The sequence below is a fragment of the Nonomuraea sp. NPDC048901 genome (assembly GCF_040649695.1).
Lineage (GTDB): Bacteria > Actinomycetota > Actinomycetes > Streptosporangiales > Streptosporangiaceae > Nonomuraea.
On the sequence record NZ_JBEZFW010000003.1, the window covers coordinates 815,947 to 830,514 of the forward strand.

General features: G+C 70.0%; 13 protein-coding genes. 10 read left to right on the top strand and 3 right to left on the bottom strand.

The annotated features are described in order from the left end of the window. Positions 1-8 precede the first annotated feature (8 nt). The 8 genes from AB0C30_RS13290 to AB0C30_RS13325 all read left to right on the top strand — a co-directional run bounded on the left by AB0C30_RS13290 (position 9) and on the right by AB0C30_RS13325 (position 9,116). Entirely contained in the window at positions 9-1,319 is a 1,311-nt protein-coding gene (locus AB0C30_RS13290) for an ammonium transporter (RefSeq protein ID WP_357942875.1), read from the top strand. Beyond that, complete coding sequence (locus AB0C30_RS13295) at positions 1,316-1,654, top strand: P-II family nitrogen regulator (RefSeq protein ID WP_184756141.1); 339 nt, start codon at positions 1,316-1,318, stop codon at positions 1,652-1,654. The genes AB0C30_RS13290 and AB0C30_RS13295 overlap by 4 nt, the downstream gene beginning before the upstream one ends. Beyond that, the gene (locus AB0C30_RS13300) at positions 1,651-3,876 is read left to right on the top strand and encodes a [protein-PII] uridylyltransferase (protein ID WP_357942877.1); all 2,226 of its coding nucleotides are present in this window, start codon (positions 1,651-1,653) and stop codon (positions 3,874-3,876) included. Before AB0C30_RS13295 ends, AB0C30_RS13300 begins: the two co-directional genes overlap by 4 nt. A gap of 131 nt (positions 3,877-4,007) precedes the next feature. Further along, the gene (locus AB0C30_RS13305) at positions 4,008-6,917 is read left to right on the top strand and encodes a nitrate- and nitrite sensing domain-containing protein (RefSeq protein ID WP_357942879.1); all 2,910 of its coding nucleotides are present in this window, start codon (positions 4,008-4,010) and stop codon (positions 6,915-6,917) included. A gap of 25 nt (positions 6,918-6,942) precedes the next feature. After that, on the top strand, positions 6,943-7,365 hold the full coding sequence (locus AB0C30_RS13310) for a roadblock/LC7 domain-containing protein (RefSeq protein ID WP_214641598.1): 423 nt from the start codon (positions 6,943-6,945) through the stop codon (positions 7,363-7,365). A gap of 26 nt (positions 7,366-7,391) precedes the next feature. Next, positions 7,392-7,754 (top strand): DUF742 domain-containing protein, encoded by a 363-nt coding sequence (locus tag AB0C30_RS13315; RefSeq protein WP_357942881.1) that lies wholly within the window; start codon positions 7,392-7,394, stop codon positions 7,752-7,754. Further along, a complete protein-coding gene (locus AB0C30_RS13320; protein ID WP_225290471.1) occupies positions 7,735-8,313 on the top strand; it encodes an ATP/GTP-binding protein in 579 nt (192 codons plus the stop codon). The genes AB0C30_RS13315 and AB0C30_RS13320 overlap by 20 nt, the downstream gene beginning before the upstream one ends. Before the next feature lie 8 nt (positions 8,314-8,321). Continuing rightward, positions 8,322-9,116: a hypothetical protein gene (locus tag AB0C30_RS13325; protein ID WP_357942883.1), complete on the top strand. Its 795-nt coding sequence runs from the start codon at positions 8,322-8,324 to the stop codon at positions 9,114-9,116. Positions 9,117-9,175: 59 nt separating this feature from the next. On the opposite strand, the gene AB0C30_RS13330 is transcribed toward AB0C30_RS13325, so the two are convergent. Next, positions 9,176-9,949: a TetR/AcrR family transcriptional regulator gene (locus AB0C30_RS13330; RefSeq protein ID WP_357942885.1), complete on the bottom strand. Its 774-nt coding sequence runs from the start codon at positions 9,947-9,949 to the stop codon at positions 9,176-9,178. A gap of 78 nt (positions 9,950-10,027) precedes the next feature. Between AB0C30_RS13330 and AB0C30_RS13335 the strand changes: the two genes are divergently transcribed. Both AB0C30_RS13335 and AB0C30_RS13340 read left to right on the top strand, forming a co-directional pair. Continuing rightward, on the top strand, positions 10,028-10,951 hold the full coding sequence (locus AB0C30_RS13335) for an ATP-binding cassette domain-containing protein (RefSeq protein ID WP_357942887.1): 924 nt from the start codon (positions 10,028-10,030) through the stop codon (positions 10,949-10,951). Between the two features lie 81 nt (positions 10,952-11,032). After that, entirely contained in the window at positions 11,033-11,869 is an 837-nt protein-coding gene (locus AB0C30_RS13340) for an ABC transporter permease (RefSeq protein ID WP_357942889.1), read from the top strand. 78 nt (positions 11,870-11,947) lie between these two features. Here the strand turns inward: AB0C30_RS13340 and betA are convergent, their stop codons facing one another. Further along, positions 11,948-13,576, bottom strand: a complete 1,629-nt coding sequence (gene betA / locus AB0C30_RS13345) for a choline dehydrogenase (RefSeq protein WP_357942891.1) — start codon at positions 13,574-13,576, stop codon at positions 11,948-11,950. Beyond that, positions 13,573-14,526 (bottom strand): ABC transporter substrate-binding protein, encoded by a 954-nt coding sequence (locus AB0C30_RS13350; protein WP_357942893.1) that lies wholly within the window; start codon positions 14,524-14,526, stop codon positions 13,573-13,575. Before AB0C30_RS13350 ends, betA begins: the two co-directional genes overlap by 4 nt. Positions 14,527-14,568 lie beyond the last annotated feature (42 nt).

Consider the following 14,568-nt stretch of genomic DNA (forward strand, 5'->3'; position numbering starts at 1 on the left):
GTCGCGTCGTGAAGATCGACAGCGGCACGACGGCCTGGATGCTAGCGGCCACCGCGCTGGTGCTGCTCATGACACCAGGGCTCGCGTTTTTCTACGGGGGCATGACCAGGGCCAAGAGTGTCCTGAACATGATGATGATGTCGTTCGTCAGCATCATCACCGTCACCATCGCCTGGGTGCTCTACGGACACTCGCTGGCGTTCACCGACAACAGCATGTCGTGGCTGAACAACTTCGTCGGTGGTCTCGACGCCCTCGGGCTGCAGAGCCTGGTCGAGACGGCCACCAAGCCCGACGGCACCGGCATGCCCAGCCTGGTCTTCTCGGCCTTCCAGCTGACGTTCGCCATCATCACCGTCGCCCTGATCAGCGGCGCCATCGCCGACCGGGCCAAGTTCGGCGCCTGGGTGCTGTTCAGCTTCATCTGGGCGAGCATCGTCTACTTCCCCATCGCCCACTGGGTGTGGGGCACCGGCTGGCTGAACGCCCTGGGCATCGAGGACTTCGCCGGCGGCACGGTGGTCCACATCAACGCCGGTGCCGCGGCGCTGGCGCTGGCCCTGGTGCTGGGCAAGCGCAAGGGCTGGCGCAAGGAGCCGATGCGGCCGCACAACCTGACCCTGGTGCTGCTCGGTGTGGGCCTCCTGTGGTTCGGCTGGTTCGGTTTCAACGCGGGCTCCGAGCTGGCGGTCGACGGCACGGCCGGCCTGGCGTTCATGAACACCCAGATCGCCACCGCCGTCGCGGCCGGCGCCTGGATCGTGGTGGAGAAGCTGCGCGACGGCCACGCCACCAGCCTCGGCGTCGCCTCCGGCGCGGTCGCCGGTCTGGTCGCCATCACCCCCGCCTGTGGGTTCATCGACCCCTGGGCCGCGATGCTGCTCGGCCTGATCGCCGGCGCGGTGTGCGCCTACGCGGTCGGCCTGAAGTACCGCTTCAACTTCGACGACTCGCTCGACGTGGTCGGCGTGCACCTGGTCGGCGGCGTGATCGGCGCCGTCTCGCTCGGCTTCCTGGCCGTGTACCCCTTCCTGGACCAGCAGAACAAGGGCCTCTTCTACGGCGGCGGCTTCACCCAGCTCGGTCTCCAGGTGCTCGGCCCGATCGCGGTCGGCGGTTACTCCTTCATCGTGACCTGGGTCATCGGTAAGATCATCGACAAGACGATGGGCTTCCGCATCCCGGTCGAGGACGAGGTCACCGGTATCGACGTCACCACCCACGCCGAGACGGGATACGACCTCGGCACGGTCCACGCCTCGGGCGTGAGCTCCCCGAACGGCCCTCTGGCCCCGGTAACCAAGAAGGTGGAAGCATGAGGCTCATCACCGCCGTCATCAAGCCGTTCAAGCTGGACGACGTGAAGGCCGCCCTCGAACAGTTCGGCGTCAAGGGCATGACGGTCAGCGAGGCCAGCGGCTACGGCCGCCAGCGCGGCCACACCGAGGTCTACCGCGGCGCCGAATACCAGGTGGACCTGGTCCCCAAGGTGCGCCTCGAGGTGCTGACCGAGGAGGAGGACGCCGAGGACGTGATCGACGTCATCGTCAAGGCGGCTCAGACAGGCAAGATCGGTGACGGCAAGGTGTGGTCCGTCCCGGTCGACACGGTGATCCGGGTCCGCACCGGAGAACGGGGTCCAGAGGCCCTGTGAGGGGTGAGGCTCGTACCTACGCCGCGGCCCGCAAGGAGCGGGCCGCGGACACTGACCGCTGGCTCAAAGACCTCTTCCGTACGGCGAGTGACGGCGAGCACGTCGCACTGGTCGCCGTAGGGAGCCTGGGGCGCGGCGAACTGGCCCCCGGCAGCGACCTCGACCTCGTCCTCCTGCACAACGGCAGGGACGACGTGGCGCGGATCGCCGACCGCGTCTGGTATCCGATCTGGGACTCCGCCGTCGGCCTCGACCACTCGGTGCGAACCGTGGACGAGGCCGTGGCGGTCGCCCGCGACGATCTCAAAGCCGTGCTTGGCCTCATCCAGGCCAGGCACATAGCGGGCGATCCCGAGCTGACGAAGAAGGCCAGGGAGTCCGTGCTCGCCGAGTGGCGCGCCGACTCCCGCCGCCGGCTCGGCGAGCTGCGTGAGGCGGCGGACCGGCGCGCACAGGCCAGCGGCGAGCTGGCCTTCCTTCTCGAACCCGACCTCAAGGACGGCCGCGGCGGCCTTCGCGACGTCCAAGCCATGCAGGCCGTGGCAGCGGCCTGGGTCGCCTCCGCGCCCGGTCCCCGGGCGCGTGAGGCCTATGAGTTCATCCTCGACGTACGCCACGCCCTGCACACCGTCACCGCGCGAGGCACCGACAGACTGGTGCTCCAGGAGCAGGAAGCCGTCGCCGGGCTGCTCGGCTTGCTCGACGCCGAGGCCCTGATGCGCAGGCTCGCCGAGGCGGGCCGGACGATCTCCCACGCCTTCGACGCCACCTGGCGCACGGTTGACAGGCTGGTGTCGGGACCGGCTCCACGGGGCCGCCGGCCGCTGGCCGACGGCGTGGTCGAGCACGGTGGTGAAGTGGTCCTCGCGCGTGGCGTCGACCCGCGCAAGGACCCGGTCCTGGTGCTGCGCGCCGCCGCCGCGGCGGCCGACTCGGGGCTGCCGCTCGCCCCCGCCACCATGTCCGTCCTGGCTGCTCAGTCGCCCCCCATGCCCGTGCCGTGGCCCGAGGAGGCCCGTGACGCGCTGGTGTCCATCCTGGGCGCGGGCCGTGCCGCCGTGCCCGTCTGGGAGGAGCTTGACCAAGCGGGCATTCTTGTCAGGCTGCTTCCTGACTGGGAGCGCGTACGACACCGCCCGCAGCGCAACCCGATCCACCGGTTCACCGTCGACCGGCACCTGATCGAGGCCGCCGCCAACGCCGCCAGCCACACCCGCGAGGTCTCCCGCCCCGACCTGCTGCTGATCTCGGCGCTGCTGCACGACATCGGCAAGGGCTGGCCCGGTGACCACTCGGCGACCGGCGAGGTCGTGGTCCGCGACATCGGGACCCGCATCGGCCTGCCCGCCGCTGACGTCGAGACGCTGGCCACCGTCGTACGCCACCATCTGCTGCTGCCCGAGACCGCCACCCGCAGGGACCTCGACGACCCCGTCACGATCGAGAAGGTCGCCGGCACGGTCGGCTCGCGCGAGGTGCTGGACCTGCTCGCCGCGCTGGCCGTCTCCGACGGGCACGCCACCGGCCCGGCCGCCTGGAACGCCTGGAAGGCCGGGCTCGTCGCCGACCTCGTGCGCCGCGTCCGCTCCGTGCTGTCCGGCGCGCCGCCGCCCAAGGCGCCCAGCCTGTCGGCCGAGCAGGCCGCGCTTGCCCGTCACGGCGGCGCCGCCATCCGCGTTCATGGGGGAGCCGTCACGGTCGTCGCCCCCGACCGGGCCGGGCTTCTGTGGAGCGCCGCCGGCGTGCTGGCCGCGCATCGCTTGATCGTCCGCTCCGCCTCGTCCGCCGCCGCCGGCTCCACCGCGGTGATCGAGTTCTCCGTCATCCCCGAATACGGCACCCCGCCGGACCCCGCCACGCTGGAGGCCGATCTCCGTCTGGTCCTTGCTGGGCGCCTTGACATCGAGCAGCGTCTTGCCCGCCGTACCAGGTCTATGAGACCCCCTCGTGTTCCTGTCGCTCCACCCCGTGTCACCTTGGTAGACGACGCCTCGGCGACCGCTACCGTCGTTGAAGTCAGGGCCCATGACAGACCGGGACTCCTGTGGCGCATTGGACGGGCTTTCGGCGAATGTGGTCTTGACGTGAGGGCCGCTCGCGTGGAGACTCTCGGCGCGGAGGCGGTGGACGTCTTCTACGTGGTCGATCGTGCCGGACGGCCCCTCAGCGACGGCGCCCAGCGGACCCTGGTCCGCGATCAGGTGCTTGCGGCACTTCGATAACCAACAGCACACACGAGTTACGGGTATGTTTTGCAGCGACGTGCCCGTTTTGCCGGGAAAGTCGGGTGCTTTACCTAGTGGACGGGCTCAACCCGCCGACGGAACGGGATGATTGAGGGGTAGCGGAAGCAGTGACTACGGGGAACTCCGAAGGCGGCCAAACCGCCAGGCAGGCCCGCGGAAAGCGGCTGCTGCCCCGGCTGGGGCTGCGTAACTGGCGCGTGAGATGGCGTCTCACCGCGCTGGTCCTCGTTCCCACCATGGCGGGAGTCGTGCTCGGGGGAGCGCGCGTGGTGGGCTCGGTCCAGAGCATCGGCGACTACGACCGCACGGCACTCGCCGCGGAGCAGGCAGGTCACATCCGCGACCTGGTACAAGCGCTCGGGCTGGAGCGTGACACCGGCGGCTGGCTGGCCGCCTCCAGCAGGGTGCGCAAGAAGCTCACCGAGCCGTACAAAGAGCGCAAGGCGAAGGTCGACGCGCTGGTCAGGACCGTGCAGGCCGACATGGCGGTCATGGACGAGTCCTACGGCGACCGCGTGCTCAACGCGGTCAAGCGGGCCCGCTACGACTTCAACGTCCTGAACAGGACCCGCAGCGAGGGCCAGAAGGACACCACCCGCTACGACTCGCTGCTCGACACGCTGCTCAAGCTGCACGACGAGCTGAGCCTGCTCAGCGACGACTCGCAGATCATCGGCCAGTTCCGCGCCCTGAGCGCGCTGGCGCGCGCGAAGGAGGAGGTGTCCAAGCAGCGCGTCCAGCTGCTCAAGGGCTACTACAACTCCGCGAGCGTGGACGCCAAGGAGGTCGAGCGGTTCATCGCCTCCAACGCCAGGCAGCGCGCGGAGATCGCCTCCGTCGGCCAGGAGGCCGGACCGGTCGTCGGCCTCGCGCTGTCGAAGGCGCTGACGGCGCCCGAGTACTACAACACCGAGCTGACCAAGGCCCGCGCCATCACGCTCGCCGCCGGCAAGGCGCCGGGCGTCAGGATCAGGGACGACCTGCTCGCCCAGACCGACCTCAAGAAGTCGGCACCGGACCAGTGGTTCGACGACAACGCCACCGCCATCGACATCCTGCACTCCGTCGAGGGCGACCTGAGCCAGAAGGTGGCGCTGCGCAGCCAGGAGCTACGCGACTCCGAGACCCGCAACGCGATCATCGCCGGTGTGCTCATCGTGGCGCTGCTGCTGCTCGTCCTGCTGTTCACCGTCGCGATCGCCCGCTCGATGGTCACGCCGCTGCGCCGCCTGCGCACCGAGGCCCTGGAGATCGCCGGATTCCGGCTGCCCGACGTGGTGCGCAAGCTCCGCGTCACCGGTGACGCCCCCGCCGACGTCCGCCCGATCGAGATCGAGGGCGACGACGAGATCGGCGACGTGGCCAGGGCCTTCGACCAGGTGCACCGCCAGGCCGTACGGCTGGCGGGCGAGGAGGCCGACCTCCGCAGCAACATCAGCTCGATGTTCGTCAACCTCTCGCGCCGCACCCAGACGCTGGTCGAGCGGCAGATCTCACTGATCGACGGCCTGGAGAAGGGCGAGCAGGACGGCGCCCGCCTGGCCGACCTGTTCAAGCTCGACCACCTGGCCACCCGCATGCGGCGCAACTCGGAGAACCTCCTGGTCCTGGCCGGGCACGAGGCCACTCGGAGGCGCAGTCAGCCGGCCAAGCTGGTCGACGTGGTCCGCGCGGCGCTGTCGGAGGTCGAGGGCTACGAGCGCGTCCAGGTCAAGGTGCACCGAGCCACCTCGGTGCTCGGCAGCGCGGCCAACGACCTCGTCCACCTGGTGGCCGAACTGGTCGAGAACGCCATCCAGTTCTCCCCGAACAACTCCAACGTCGTGGTGTCGAGCAGCCTCATCGAAGGCGGCGGCGCGCTGCTGTCGGTGAACGACGTCGGCATCAGCATGACCGACGACGAGCTCGCCGAGGCCAACCGGCGCCTGGCCGAGCCGCCGGTCGTGGACGTGTCGGTGTCGCGGCGGATGGGCCTGTTCGTGGTCGGCCGGCTGGCGCTGCGCCACGGCATCCGGGTCCAGCTGCGCAAGGGCGAAGGCACCGGGCTGATCGCCATGGTGCTGCTGCCGCCGTCGCTGATCCCCGACGGCTCCCGGCCGCCGCTGCCCCAGCGGCCCGGGTTCGGCGCCGGTACACCTCCGAACGGCATGCCCGCGAACGGCGTGCCGTCGGCCACACCGTCCAACGGCGTGCCCGCGCCCAACGGCACGTTCCGGTCGTTCGCCAGCTTCGACTCCTTCGACACCGGCTCGGGGCCGTCGCGTCCCTTCACCGCCGACACGGACGGCGGGGCGCACCGGCCGTCCTTCGACTCGGGCGGCTTCCCGTCGTACCCGAGCCAGTCGCCGTCGTACCCCAGCCCGAGCCAGCCGCAGTCGTATCCCACACCGGACCAGGGGTCGCGGTCGCCCGGCCGCGCGTATCCGGTGCAGCCGCCGGCCGCCGGGCCGCAGTATCCGGCCCAGCCCCCGTCGTACCCCAGCCAGGAACGTACCGGTTCCTTCCCCTCCTACCCTGGTCCCGGCTCTGATGGCGCGTTCCAGACGCCCTACAGCACCGGTGAGCCGCGTAGGCAGGACGCGCCGCCGTCGGTGGACGTCTCGCCCATGGAGCCCGGTCAGGAGGAGTTCCTGCCGATCTTCGCCGCCGTGGAATCCGCCTGGTTCCGCCGGCCGTCGGAAGAGCGGGCACCGGATTCGCCGGGCCGGGATGAGTCGACCCCCGCACAAGCCATACTCTCTGTGGAGGATTCGTGGCGAAACCCCGCTGACGCCGGTTGGCAGGCGGCGGCCGCCGCGAGCGATCCCAGCCTTGGGGGCACCACGTCCTCGGGGCTACCCAAGCGCACTCCGAAGGCGAACCTGGTTCCTGGTACGGCCGGCCAACCGCAGCAGTCGCAGCGGCAGGTCCCGATGCCACCAGTCTCCGCCGAGCGGTCGCGCAGCAGGTTGGCGAGCTTCCAGCAGGGAGTACGCCGGGGTCGTGCGGAAGTACGTGGACAGGAGGAACAACAGTGATGGAGCGTCCTGCCGGGGAGGGCGAGTGACCACCCTTAGCCATGAGGCCCACAGGTTCGACTGGCTGATCACCGACTTCGTGCGGAACACGCCCGGAGTCGCGCATGCCGTCGTCGTCTCGGCCGACGGCCTCTGCCTGGCCAGCTCCGAGGGCTTCCCGCCGGACCGCGCCGACCAGCTCGCCGCGGTGTCCGCGGGCCTGCTGAGCCTGACCGTGGGCGCGTCCCGGGTGTTCGAGGGCGGCTCCGTGTCGCAGACCGTCGTCGAGATGCAGCGCGGGCTGCTCGTCGTGATGGCGATCAGCGACGGCTCCGTCCTCACTGTGCTGGCGGGGATCGACTGCGACATGGGACTGGTGGCGTACCAGATGACGCTGCTCGTCGACAGGGCGGGCCAGGCGCTGACGCCGGCCCTGCGGGCGGAGCTTCAGGCGGCCAGGACGCGGTGATGCAATGGAACTGATGGGGGAGGGCCGTGTACGGCATTGACGGAACCGGGGACGATGAGCCCCTGTTCCGTCCGTACGCGGTGACCGGCGGCCGCTCAGAGCCGCGCTACCACCTGGCGATGGAGACGCTGATCTCGTCGATGTCCATACCGGATGACGAGATGTCCATGCTCACTCCCGAGCAGGAGGCCATTATGCAGCTCTGCCGCTCGTTCCGGTCGGTCGCCGAGATCTCGGCCCTGCTCCGCGTCCCGCTGGGCGTGGCTCGAGTGCTCGTGGCGGACATGTCCGACGAAGGACTTGTCCGCCTGCACCAGCCACGTCTCAGCGAGGGACAGCCAGACCTCAACATGCTCGAAAGGGTGCTCAGTGGACTTCGCAGGCTCTAGCCCCGGCCTCACGTCGACGAAGATCGTCGTCGCGGGCGGGTTCGGCGTCGGCAAGACGACGTTCGTGGGGGCGGTGTCCGAGATCCTGCCGCTCACCACGGAAGCGGTGATGACCGACGCGTCCGCGGGCATCGACGACCTCGGCATGACGCCGAACAAGCAGACGACGACCGTCGCCATGGACTTCGGGCGCGTGTCGCTGGACCGTGACCTGATCCTTTACCTGTTCGGCACACCGGGACAGCACCGGTTCTGGTTCATGTGGGACGACCTCGTGCGCGGCGCGATCGGCGCCGTGGTGCTGCTCGACACGCGGCGCCTGGCCGACAGCTTCCCGGCGATCGACTACTTCGAAGAGGCCAAGCTGCCGTTCGTGGTCGGCGTCAACGGCTGGGAGGGTCAGTTCCCGCACTCGGAGGAAGAGGTGCGCGAGGCGCTGGCGCTGTCGTCGAACGTGCCGATCGTGCGTACGGACGCGCGGCACCGCGAGTCGGTGAAGGGGACGCTGATCTCCCTCGTCGAGCACGTCGTTCGCCTGCGCGCGGCGCCCGTCTCCTAGCGGGCATCATGTGGATCGCGCTCGCGGCCGCCGCCGCCGTGGTGCTCGGCGTGGCCGTCTGGTGGTCCCGCCGTGTCGCCGTATCGGGATCATCCGGCGCGCCTGAGGCTGGGCCCAGGGCGGGGTGGGAGACGCGGCTGGACGAAGAGGCCGCGACCGCGCTGCTGGAAGGTCTGAGGGCCTACGCCGACGCGGGGAACGCGGTGGACATCGGCGGGGAGTGCGGTGTCCTGACGGTGTTCGAGCCGCCGCGGCTCATCTCGCTCGACCTGCTCGCCTGTCGCTTCGCCGCGCGGGGGCAGGAGGCCATGCACGACCCGCAGACCACGGTCGGCGCGCTGCTGAGCGGCTTCCTGGTCACCGAGGAGCCGGGGGTGCTGCACCTGCGCCCAGGCTGGACGGATGGCGACGGCTTTGCCGCCAGGGTGCGCGCGATCATCCGCTCTGAGGCCGCCGTACCTGGTTGGAGCGCTCTGGGCGTGCTGGGAGTCGCCGTACCGGGTGGGGACGGCCTTAGCCCGCAGGGGGTCGCCGTGCCGGATGACGACGGGCGGCCCGGCACCACGCTGCTGCTCGACCTGGCCCGAATCCGTGACCAGTATGACGAGTCGCGGGCCCGGCAGCCGGGGGCACCCGACGAGGTGGTGCTCCGGAGCGTGCTGACGAGCGCGATCGCCAACGGCGGACCCGGCCTGACCTGGACCGTACCGCCTACGGACCGGCAACTCGGCAACGCGCTCGCCACCGCGGGCCTGCCTGATCGCCGCCCCGCACCCACCGTCAAGCAGGCGGCCGACCACTAGCGGAACCGGCGGAACGGGGATCGCCAGGCCGATCCGACCCGCTGGGTGACCCTTCCGGGCTAGGCCGATCCGGCGCGCCGGGTGATCAGGGCGTCGATGCCGTCGAGGACGCGTTCGAGGCCGAACTCGAAGGCGTGTTCCGCGCTGTAGGCGCCGCCCAGGGCCTCCGCCGCGGCCTGTCCGACGCGGGAGGCCGTGGGCCAGCGCGCCGGGTCGGTGATTCGGCTGAGGAACGGGGCGTGCGCCGCCCACCACTGCTCGTCCGTCAGCCCGGTCTGGCTCTCCGCCTGCGCGGCCTCCACCGCCCCCCGGGCCGTGCCGTGCACGAACCCGGTCACCAAGGTGATCACCGAGTCCATCTCCACGTCCGTCAGCCCGATGCCGTCGACGGCGCGCAGCTCGTAGTCGTATTTGGCCGTGGTGTTCGGTCCCAGCACCGGCCGGTTGGTCGCCACCTGCAGGAGCCAGGGGTGGCGCTGGTAGAGCGCCCAGTTCTCCTTGGCGATGAGCGTCAGCCTGGCTCGCCAGTCGCTGCCGGGCGATTCCTCCGGCCTGGCAGTCTCGCCGTACACGGTGTCGAGCATGACGTCGAGTAGTTCCGGCTTGCCCGGCACGTACGTGTACAGCGACATCGTCCCGACGCCCAGCCGCTCGGCGACGCGGCGCATCGACAGCGCCTGGAGGCCCTCGGCGTCGGCCACCTCGATGGCTGCGCGGACGATCCGGTCGACGCTCAGGTCGGGCTTGCCCTTGCGGCTGGTCCGCTCGCTGGTGCGCCAGAGCAGGGCCAGGCTGCGTGCCGGGTCGCCCTTGCCGGAGTACTCGATGGTCACCTTCGTACGGTACACCGTACGGTTGCCGGGCTGGATCGTATGTTGTACGGTACGGCGTACGGAATTCAAGGAGGCGTTATGGCGGCGGTGCTCGCACAGGGCCTGCACAAGGCGTACGGCAAGAAGACGGCCCTTGACGGCTTCGACCTGGAGGTGGCCGAGGGCACGGTCTGCGGGCTGCTCGGCCCGAACGGCGCGGGCAAGACCACGGCCGTCAGGATCCTCACCACGCTCCTGCGCCCGGACGGCGGCCGCGCGGAGGTGGCCGGGTTCGACGTGGCGGCCCGTCCCCAGCTGGTACGGCGGAGCATCGGCCTCGTCGGCCAGCACGCGGCGGTGGACGAGGTGCTGACCGGCAGGCAGAACCTGGAGCTGTTCGGCCGCCTCTACCACCTGGACGCCGGTGCGGCCAGGAGGCGGGCCGCCGAGCTGCTGGACGCGTTCGGCCTGGACCATCCGGGCCCCGTCAAGGAGTATTCCGGCGGTATGCGGCGCCGGCTCGACCTGGCGGCCGGCATGATCCTCTCCCCGCCCGTGCTCTTCCTCGACGAGCCCACCACGGGGCTCGATCCGCGCAGCCGCGGCGAGGTGTGGAAGGCGGTGCGCGCCCTCGTCGCCACCGGCACCACGGTGCTGCTCACCACCCAATACCTGGAGGAGGCCGACCAGCTCGCGGACCGCGTCTCGGTCATCGACACCGGAGGGGTCGTCGCCGAGGGCACGCCGGGCGAGCTCAAGTCCAAGCTCGGCGGCGACCGGCTCGACGTGGTCGTCAGGGACGCGGCGCGGCTGGCCGAGGCCGCCGGCATCGTCGGCCGGGTGGCCGCCGGGGCCGCCGAGATCGACGAGGACACCCGTCACGTGAGCGCCCCGGTAAGCGAGCGGGTTCAGGCGCTCACGGCGGTCCTGGCGGCGTTCTCGGCCGCGGGCATCGAGGCCGAGGACGTCGCGCTGCGCAGGCCGACACTCGACGAGGTCTTCCTGAGCCTCACCGCCGCCTGAAAGCCCTCCTGTTGCGAGACCCCCACAGACCGCAGCGCCGAGTGAACTCCTCGGACCTCAACCGACCTTAGGAGCTCCGACATGACCGCAGTAGCTTCCGACCTGACCGCGACCGCCGTGGACGGGCCGCTCACCCGGCTGCGCTGGGCGCTGGCCGACGGGTGGTCGGTCGCGCGGCGTGACCTGATCCACTGGATCGCCCAGCCCATGACGATCGTGTTCGGGGTCGCGTTCCCCGTGGTGATCACCCTCGCGTTCGGCTACCTGTTCGGCGGCGCGGTGGACGTGCCGGAGGGAGCCGACTACTTCGCCTTCCTCATGCCCGGCATGTACGGCATGACGATGCTGTTCGGACTCGGTGCCACCATGGTCGCGATCACCACGGACCTCTCCCGTGGCGTGACCGACCGGTTCCGGTCCATGCCGATGGCCCCCTCGGCCGTCCTCATCGGCCGGGCCGTCGCCGACCTGCTCAACTCGGTGCTGGTCCTGGCGGGCCTGCTGGCCTGCGGCTTCGCGGTGGGCTGGCGCCCGGCGAGCCTCGGCGGGGCGCTCGGGGCCGTGGGACTGCTCCTGCTGTTGCGCTTCGCCCTGCTGTGGGTGGGGATGTACCTCGGTCTGGTGACCAAGGACCCGGGGGCGGTGACGGTCATCCAGACGCTGGAGTTTCCGATCGGGTTTCTCTCGAACGCCTTCGTCGCCCCGGCCACCATGCCGGGCTGGCTGGGCGCCGTCTCCGAGTGGAACCCGCTGTCGTCGACCGTCGCGGCGGCCAGGGAACTGTTCGGCAATCCCGGCTGGGGCGGCGACTCGTGGGTCGCCCAGCACGCGGTGACGATGGCGATCGTCTGGCCGCTGGCGATCACCGCCGTCTTCTTCGTCCTGTCGGTCCGCCTCTACCAGCGCCTGGACCGGTAGCGCGGTAGCCACCATGGTTTCCCGGGTGTTTCGTCACGCGGGTGACGGTCCGTCGGGGCGGGGGTCCCTTCGGGGGGATCACGGAGTGTGGCGGTAGAACTCGACGGGTTCGGGTGGCAGGGGGGTGTTGCCGAGCACGAGGTCGGCCGCCTTCTCGGCCAGCATCATCACCGGCGCGTAGATGTTGCCGTTCGTGACGTACGGCATGGCCGAGGCGTCCACCACCCGCAGCCCGTCCAGGCCGTGGACGCGCATGGTCGCGGGGTCCACGACGGCCAGCTCGCCGGTGCCCATCGTGCAGGTGCACGACGGGTGCAGCGCGGTCTCGCCGTCCCTGGCCACCCAGTCCAGGATCTCCTCGTCAGTCTGTACGGCGGGCCCCGGCGAGAGCTCACCGGCGTCCAGACCGGCCCAGGCGGGCTGGGACAGGATGGCGCGGGCATGCCTGATGGCCTCCACCCACTCGCGCCGGTCCTGGTCGGTGGACAGGTAGTTGAACCGCAGCGCGGGCTTCCGCCGGGGATCGGCCGACCTGATCCGCACCGAGCCGCGGGCGTCGGAGTACATCGGCCCGATGTGCACCTGGTAGCCGTGGCCGCCCGCCGGGGCCGAGCCGTCGTAGCGGATCGCGATCGGCAGGAAGTGGAACATCAGGTTCGGGTAGCGGACCTGGTCGTTGGAGCGGATGAAGCCGCCGGCCTCGAAATGGTTGGTGGCGCCGGGGCCGCCGCGCAGGAAGAGCCAGTTCGCGCCGATGAAGGGCCGGCGCCACATGGCCAGCGACGGCTGCTGCGACACCGGCTCGGCGCAGGCGTGCTGGACGTACACCTCCAGGTGGTCCTGCAGGTTCTCGCCCACGCCCGGCAGGTCGTGGACCACGTCGATGCCCAGCGGTTCGAGCAGCGCCCGGGGGCCGACGCCCGACAGCTGCAGCAGCTGCGGGGAGTTGATGGCGCCGCCGCACAGGATGACCTCGCCCGCCGGGATGCGGCGGCCGTCGCAGATCACGCCGACCGCCCGGGTGCCCTCGAAGACCACCTTCTCCACGAAGGCCCGCGTCCTGACCGTGAGGTTGCGGCGATGCCGTACGGGATGCAGGTACGCGCGGGCGGCGCTCAGCCGGCGGCCCCGGAAGACATTGCGGTCGAAGGCGGCGAAGCCCTCCTGCCGGAAGCCGTTCACGTCGTCGGTGAGCGGGTGCCCGGCCTGCTGGACGGCCTCGAAGAACGCATCGAAGAGCGGCCCCTTCGCGGGACCGCGCTCCAGCATCAGCGGCCCGTCGTCGCCGCGGAACTCCGAGCCGGGGTCGGCCAGGCAGTGCTCCATCCGCTTGAAGTACGGCAGGCAGTGCGCGTAGTCCCAGCTCTCCATGCCCGGATCGGCGGCCCAGCGCTCGTAGTCCAGCGGGTTACCGCGCTGGAAGATCATGCCGTTGATGCTGCTGGAGCCACCGAGCACCTTGCCGCGCGCGTGGTAGACGCGCCGGTCGTTCATGTACGGCTCGGGCTCCGACTCGTACTTCCAGTCGTAGAACCGGCTGCCGATGGGGAACATCAGCGCGGCCGGCATGTGGATGAACACATCCCAGGAGTAGTCGGGCCGGCCCGCCTCCAGCACCAGCACCGACACAGAGGGATCGGCGCTGAGCCGGTTGGCCAGGGCGCACCCCGCCGACCCGCCGCCCACGATGACGTAGTCGAACCTCAACGGGGGATCCAGTCCTTCCACACGATCTTGTTCTCGTCGACCCACTTCTTGGCCGCCTCGTCGGCGGTCATCTTGCCGTTGATCATGTCACTGGCGACCGCGTTCTGGTTGTCGTTGCTCCAGGTGAAATTGCGGACCAGCTCGTACGCCGGGCCGCCGGTCTCGGCGAACTTCTTGCTCACGATCTTGTCGAGCAGGTACGGCGGATAGTCGCAGGCGACCTTGGTGGCGGCGGCGTCGCAGCCTATGGAGTAGGCGGGCAGGTTGATCTTGACGAGTTTGACCTTGGTGAACAGCCACTGGGGTTCGTAGAAATACATCAGCACCGGCGTACGATTCTTGGTCGCCACCTGTGCCGCCTTGATCAGAGCGTCCTCACTGCCGGAGTAGACGACCCGGTAATCGAGGCCGAGGTTCTTCACGAGCGCCTCGTCATTGGTGACGAACGACTGATCGCCGTCGAGCACCTGACCGAAATTTCCGGATTTAGCGGTCCGAAATAGGCTCGAATACTTGTTCAGGCTCCGCCAGTTCGTGATGTCCGGATATTTCTTGACCATCCACTCGGGGACGTACCATCCGATCACGCCTTTGTTTCCGGTGAGACCAGCGGAGAGTGCGACCTTCTTGTCCTCGATGTACTCCTTCTTGAGATTGTTATGCCCCCAGTTCTCGACGATCACGTCGACCTGGCCGGTCTCGAAGCCCTTCCAGGAGTCCTCCTCCTTCATCTTGCGCTTCTGGACCTTGTACCCCAGCTCGTGTTCGAGCAGGTAGGTCAGTACGGCGGCCTGGGCCTCGTAGCCCACCCAGCCGTGCACGTCGATGTGCACCGTGCCCTTCGCCGCGGCGGCGGGCGACGGCGCCCCGCTGGAACAGGCCGTCAGCAGCAGGGCCGCCACCAGCGGCCCGGCGATCGTCTTGCCTTGCGTGAGAGAAATGAGAGGCATGAGAGGCTCCACGACCGCGGCCCGCCGGGGGCCGCGGTCAAG

Excerpts from the sequence above, each read along its gene's own strand:
- AB0C30_RS13295 (WP_184756141.1), top strand. The coding sequence starts at position 1,316 with ATGAGGCTCATCACCGCCGTCATCAAGCCGTTCAAGCTGGACGACGTG.
- AB0C30_RS13325 (WP_357942883.1), top strand. The coding sequence starts at position 8,322 with ATGTGGATCGCGCTCGCGGCCGCCGCCGCCGTGGTGCTCGGCGTGGCC.
- AB0C30_RS13335 (WP_357942887.1), top strand. The coding sequence starts at position 10,028 with ATGGCGGCGGTGCTCGCACAGGGCCTGCACAAGGCGTACGGCAAGAAG.
- AB0C30_RS13340 (WP_357942889.1), top strand. The coding sequence starts at position 11,033 with ATGACCGCAGTAGCTTCCGACCTGACCGCGACCGCCGTGGACGGGCCG.
- AB0C30_RS13350 (WP_357942893.1), bottom strand. The coding sequence starts at position 14,526 with ATGCCTCTCATTTCTCTCACGCAAGGCAAGACGATCGCCGGGCCGCTG.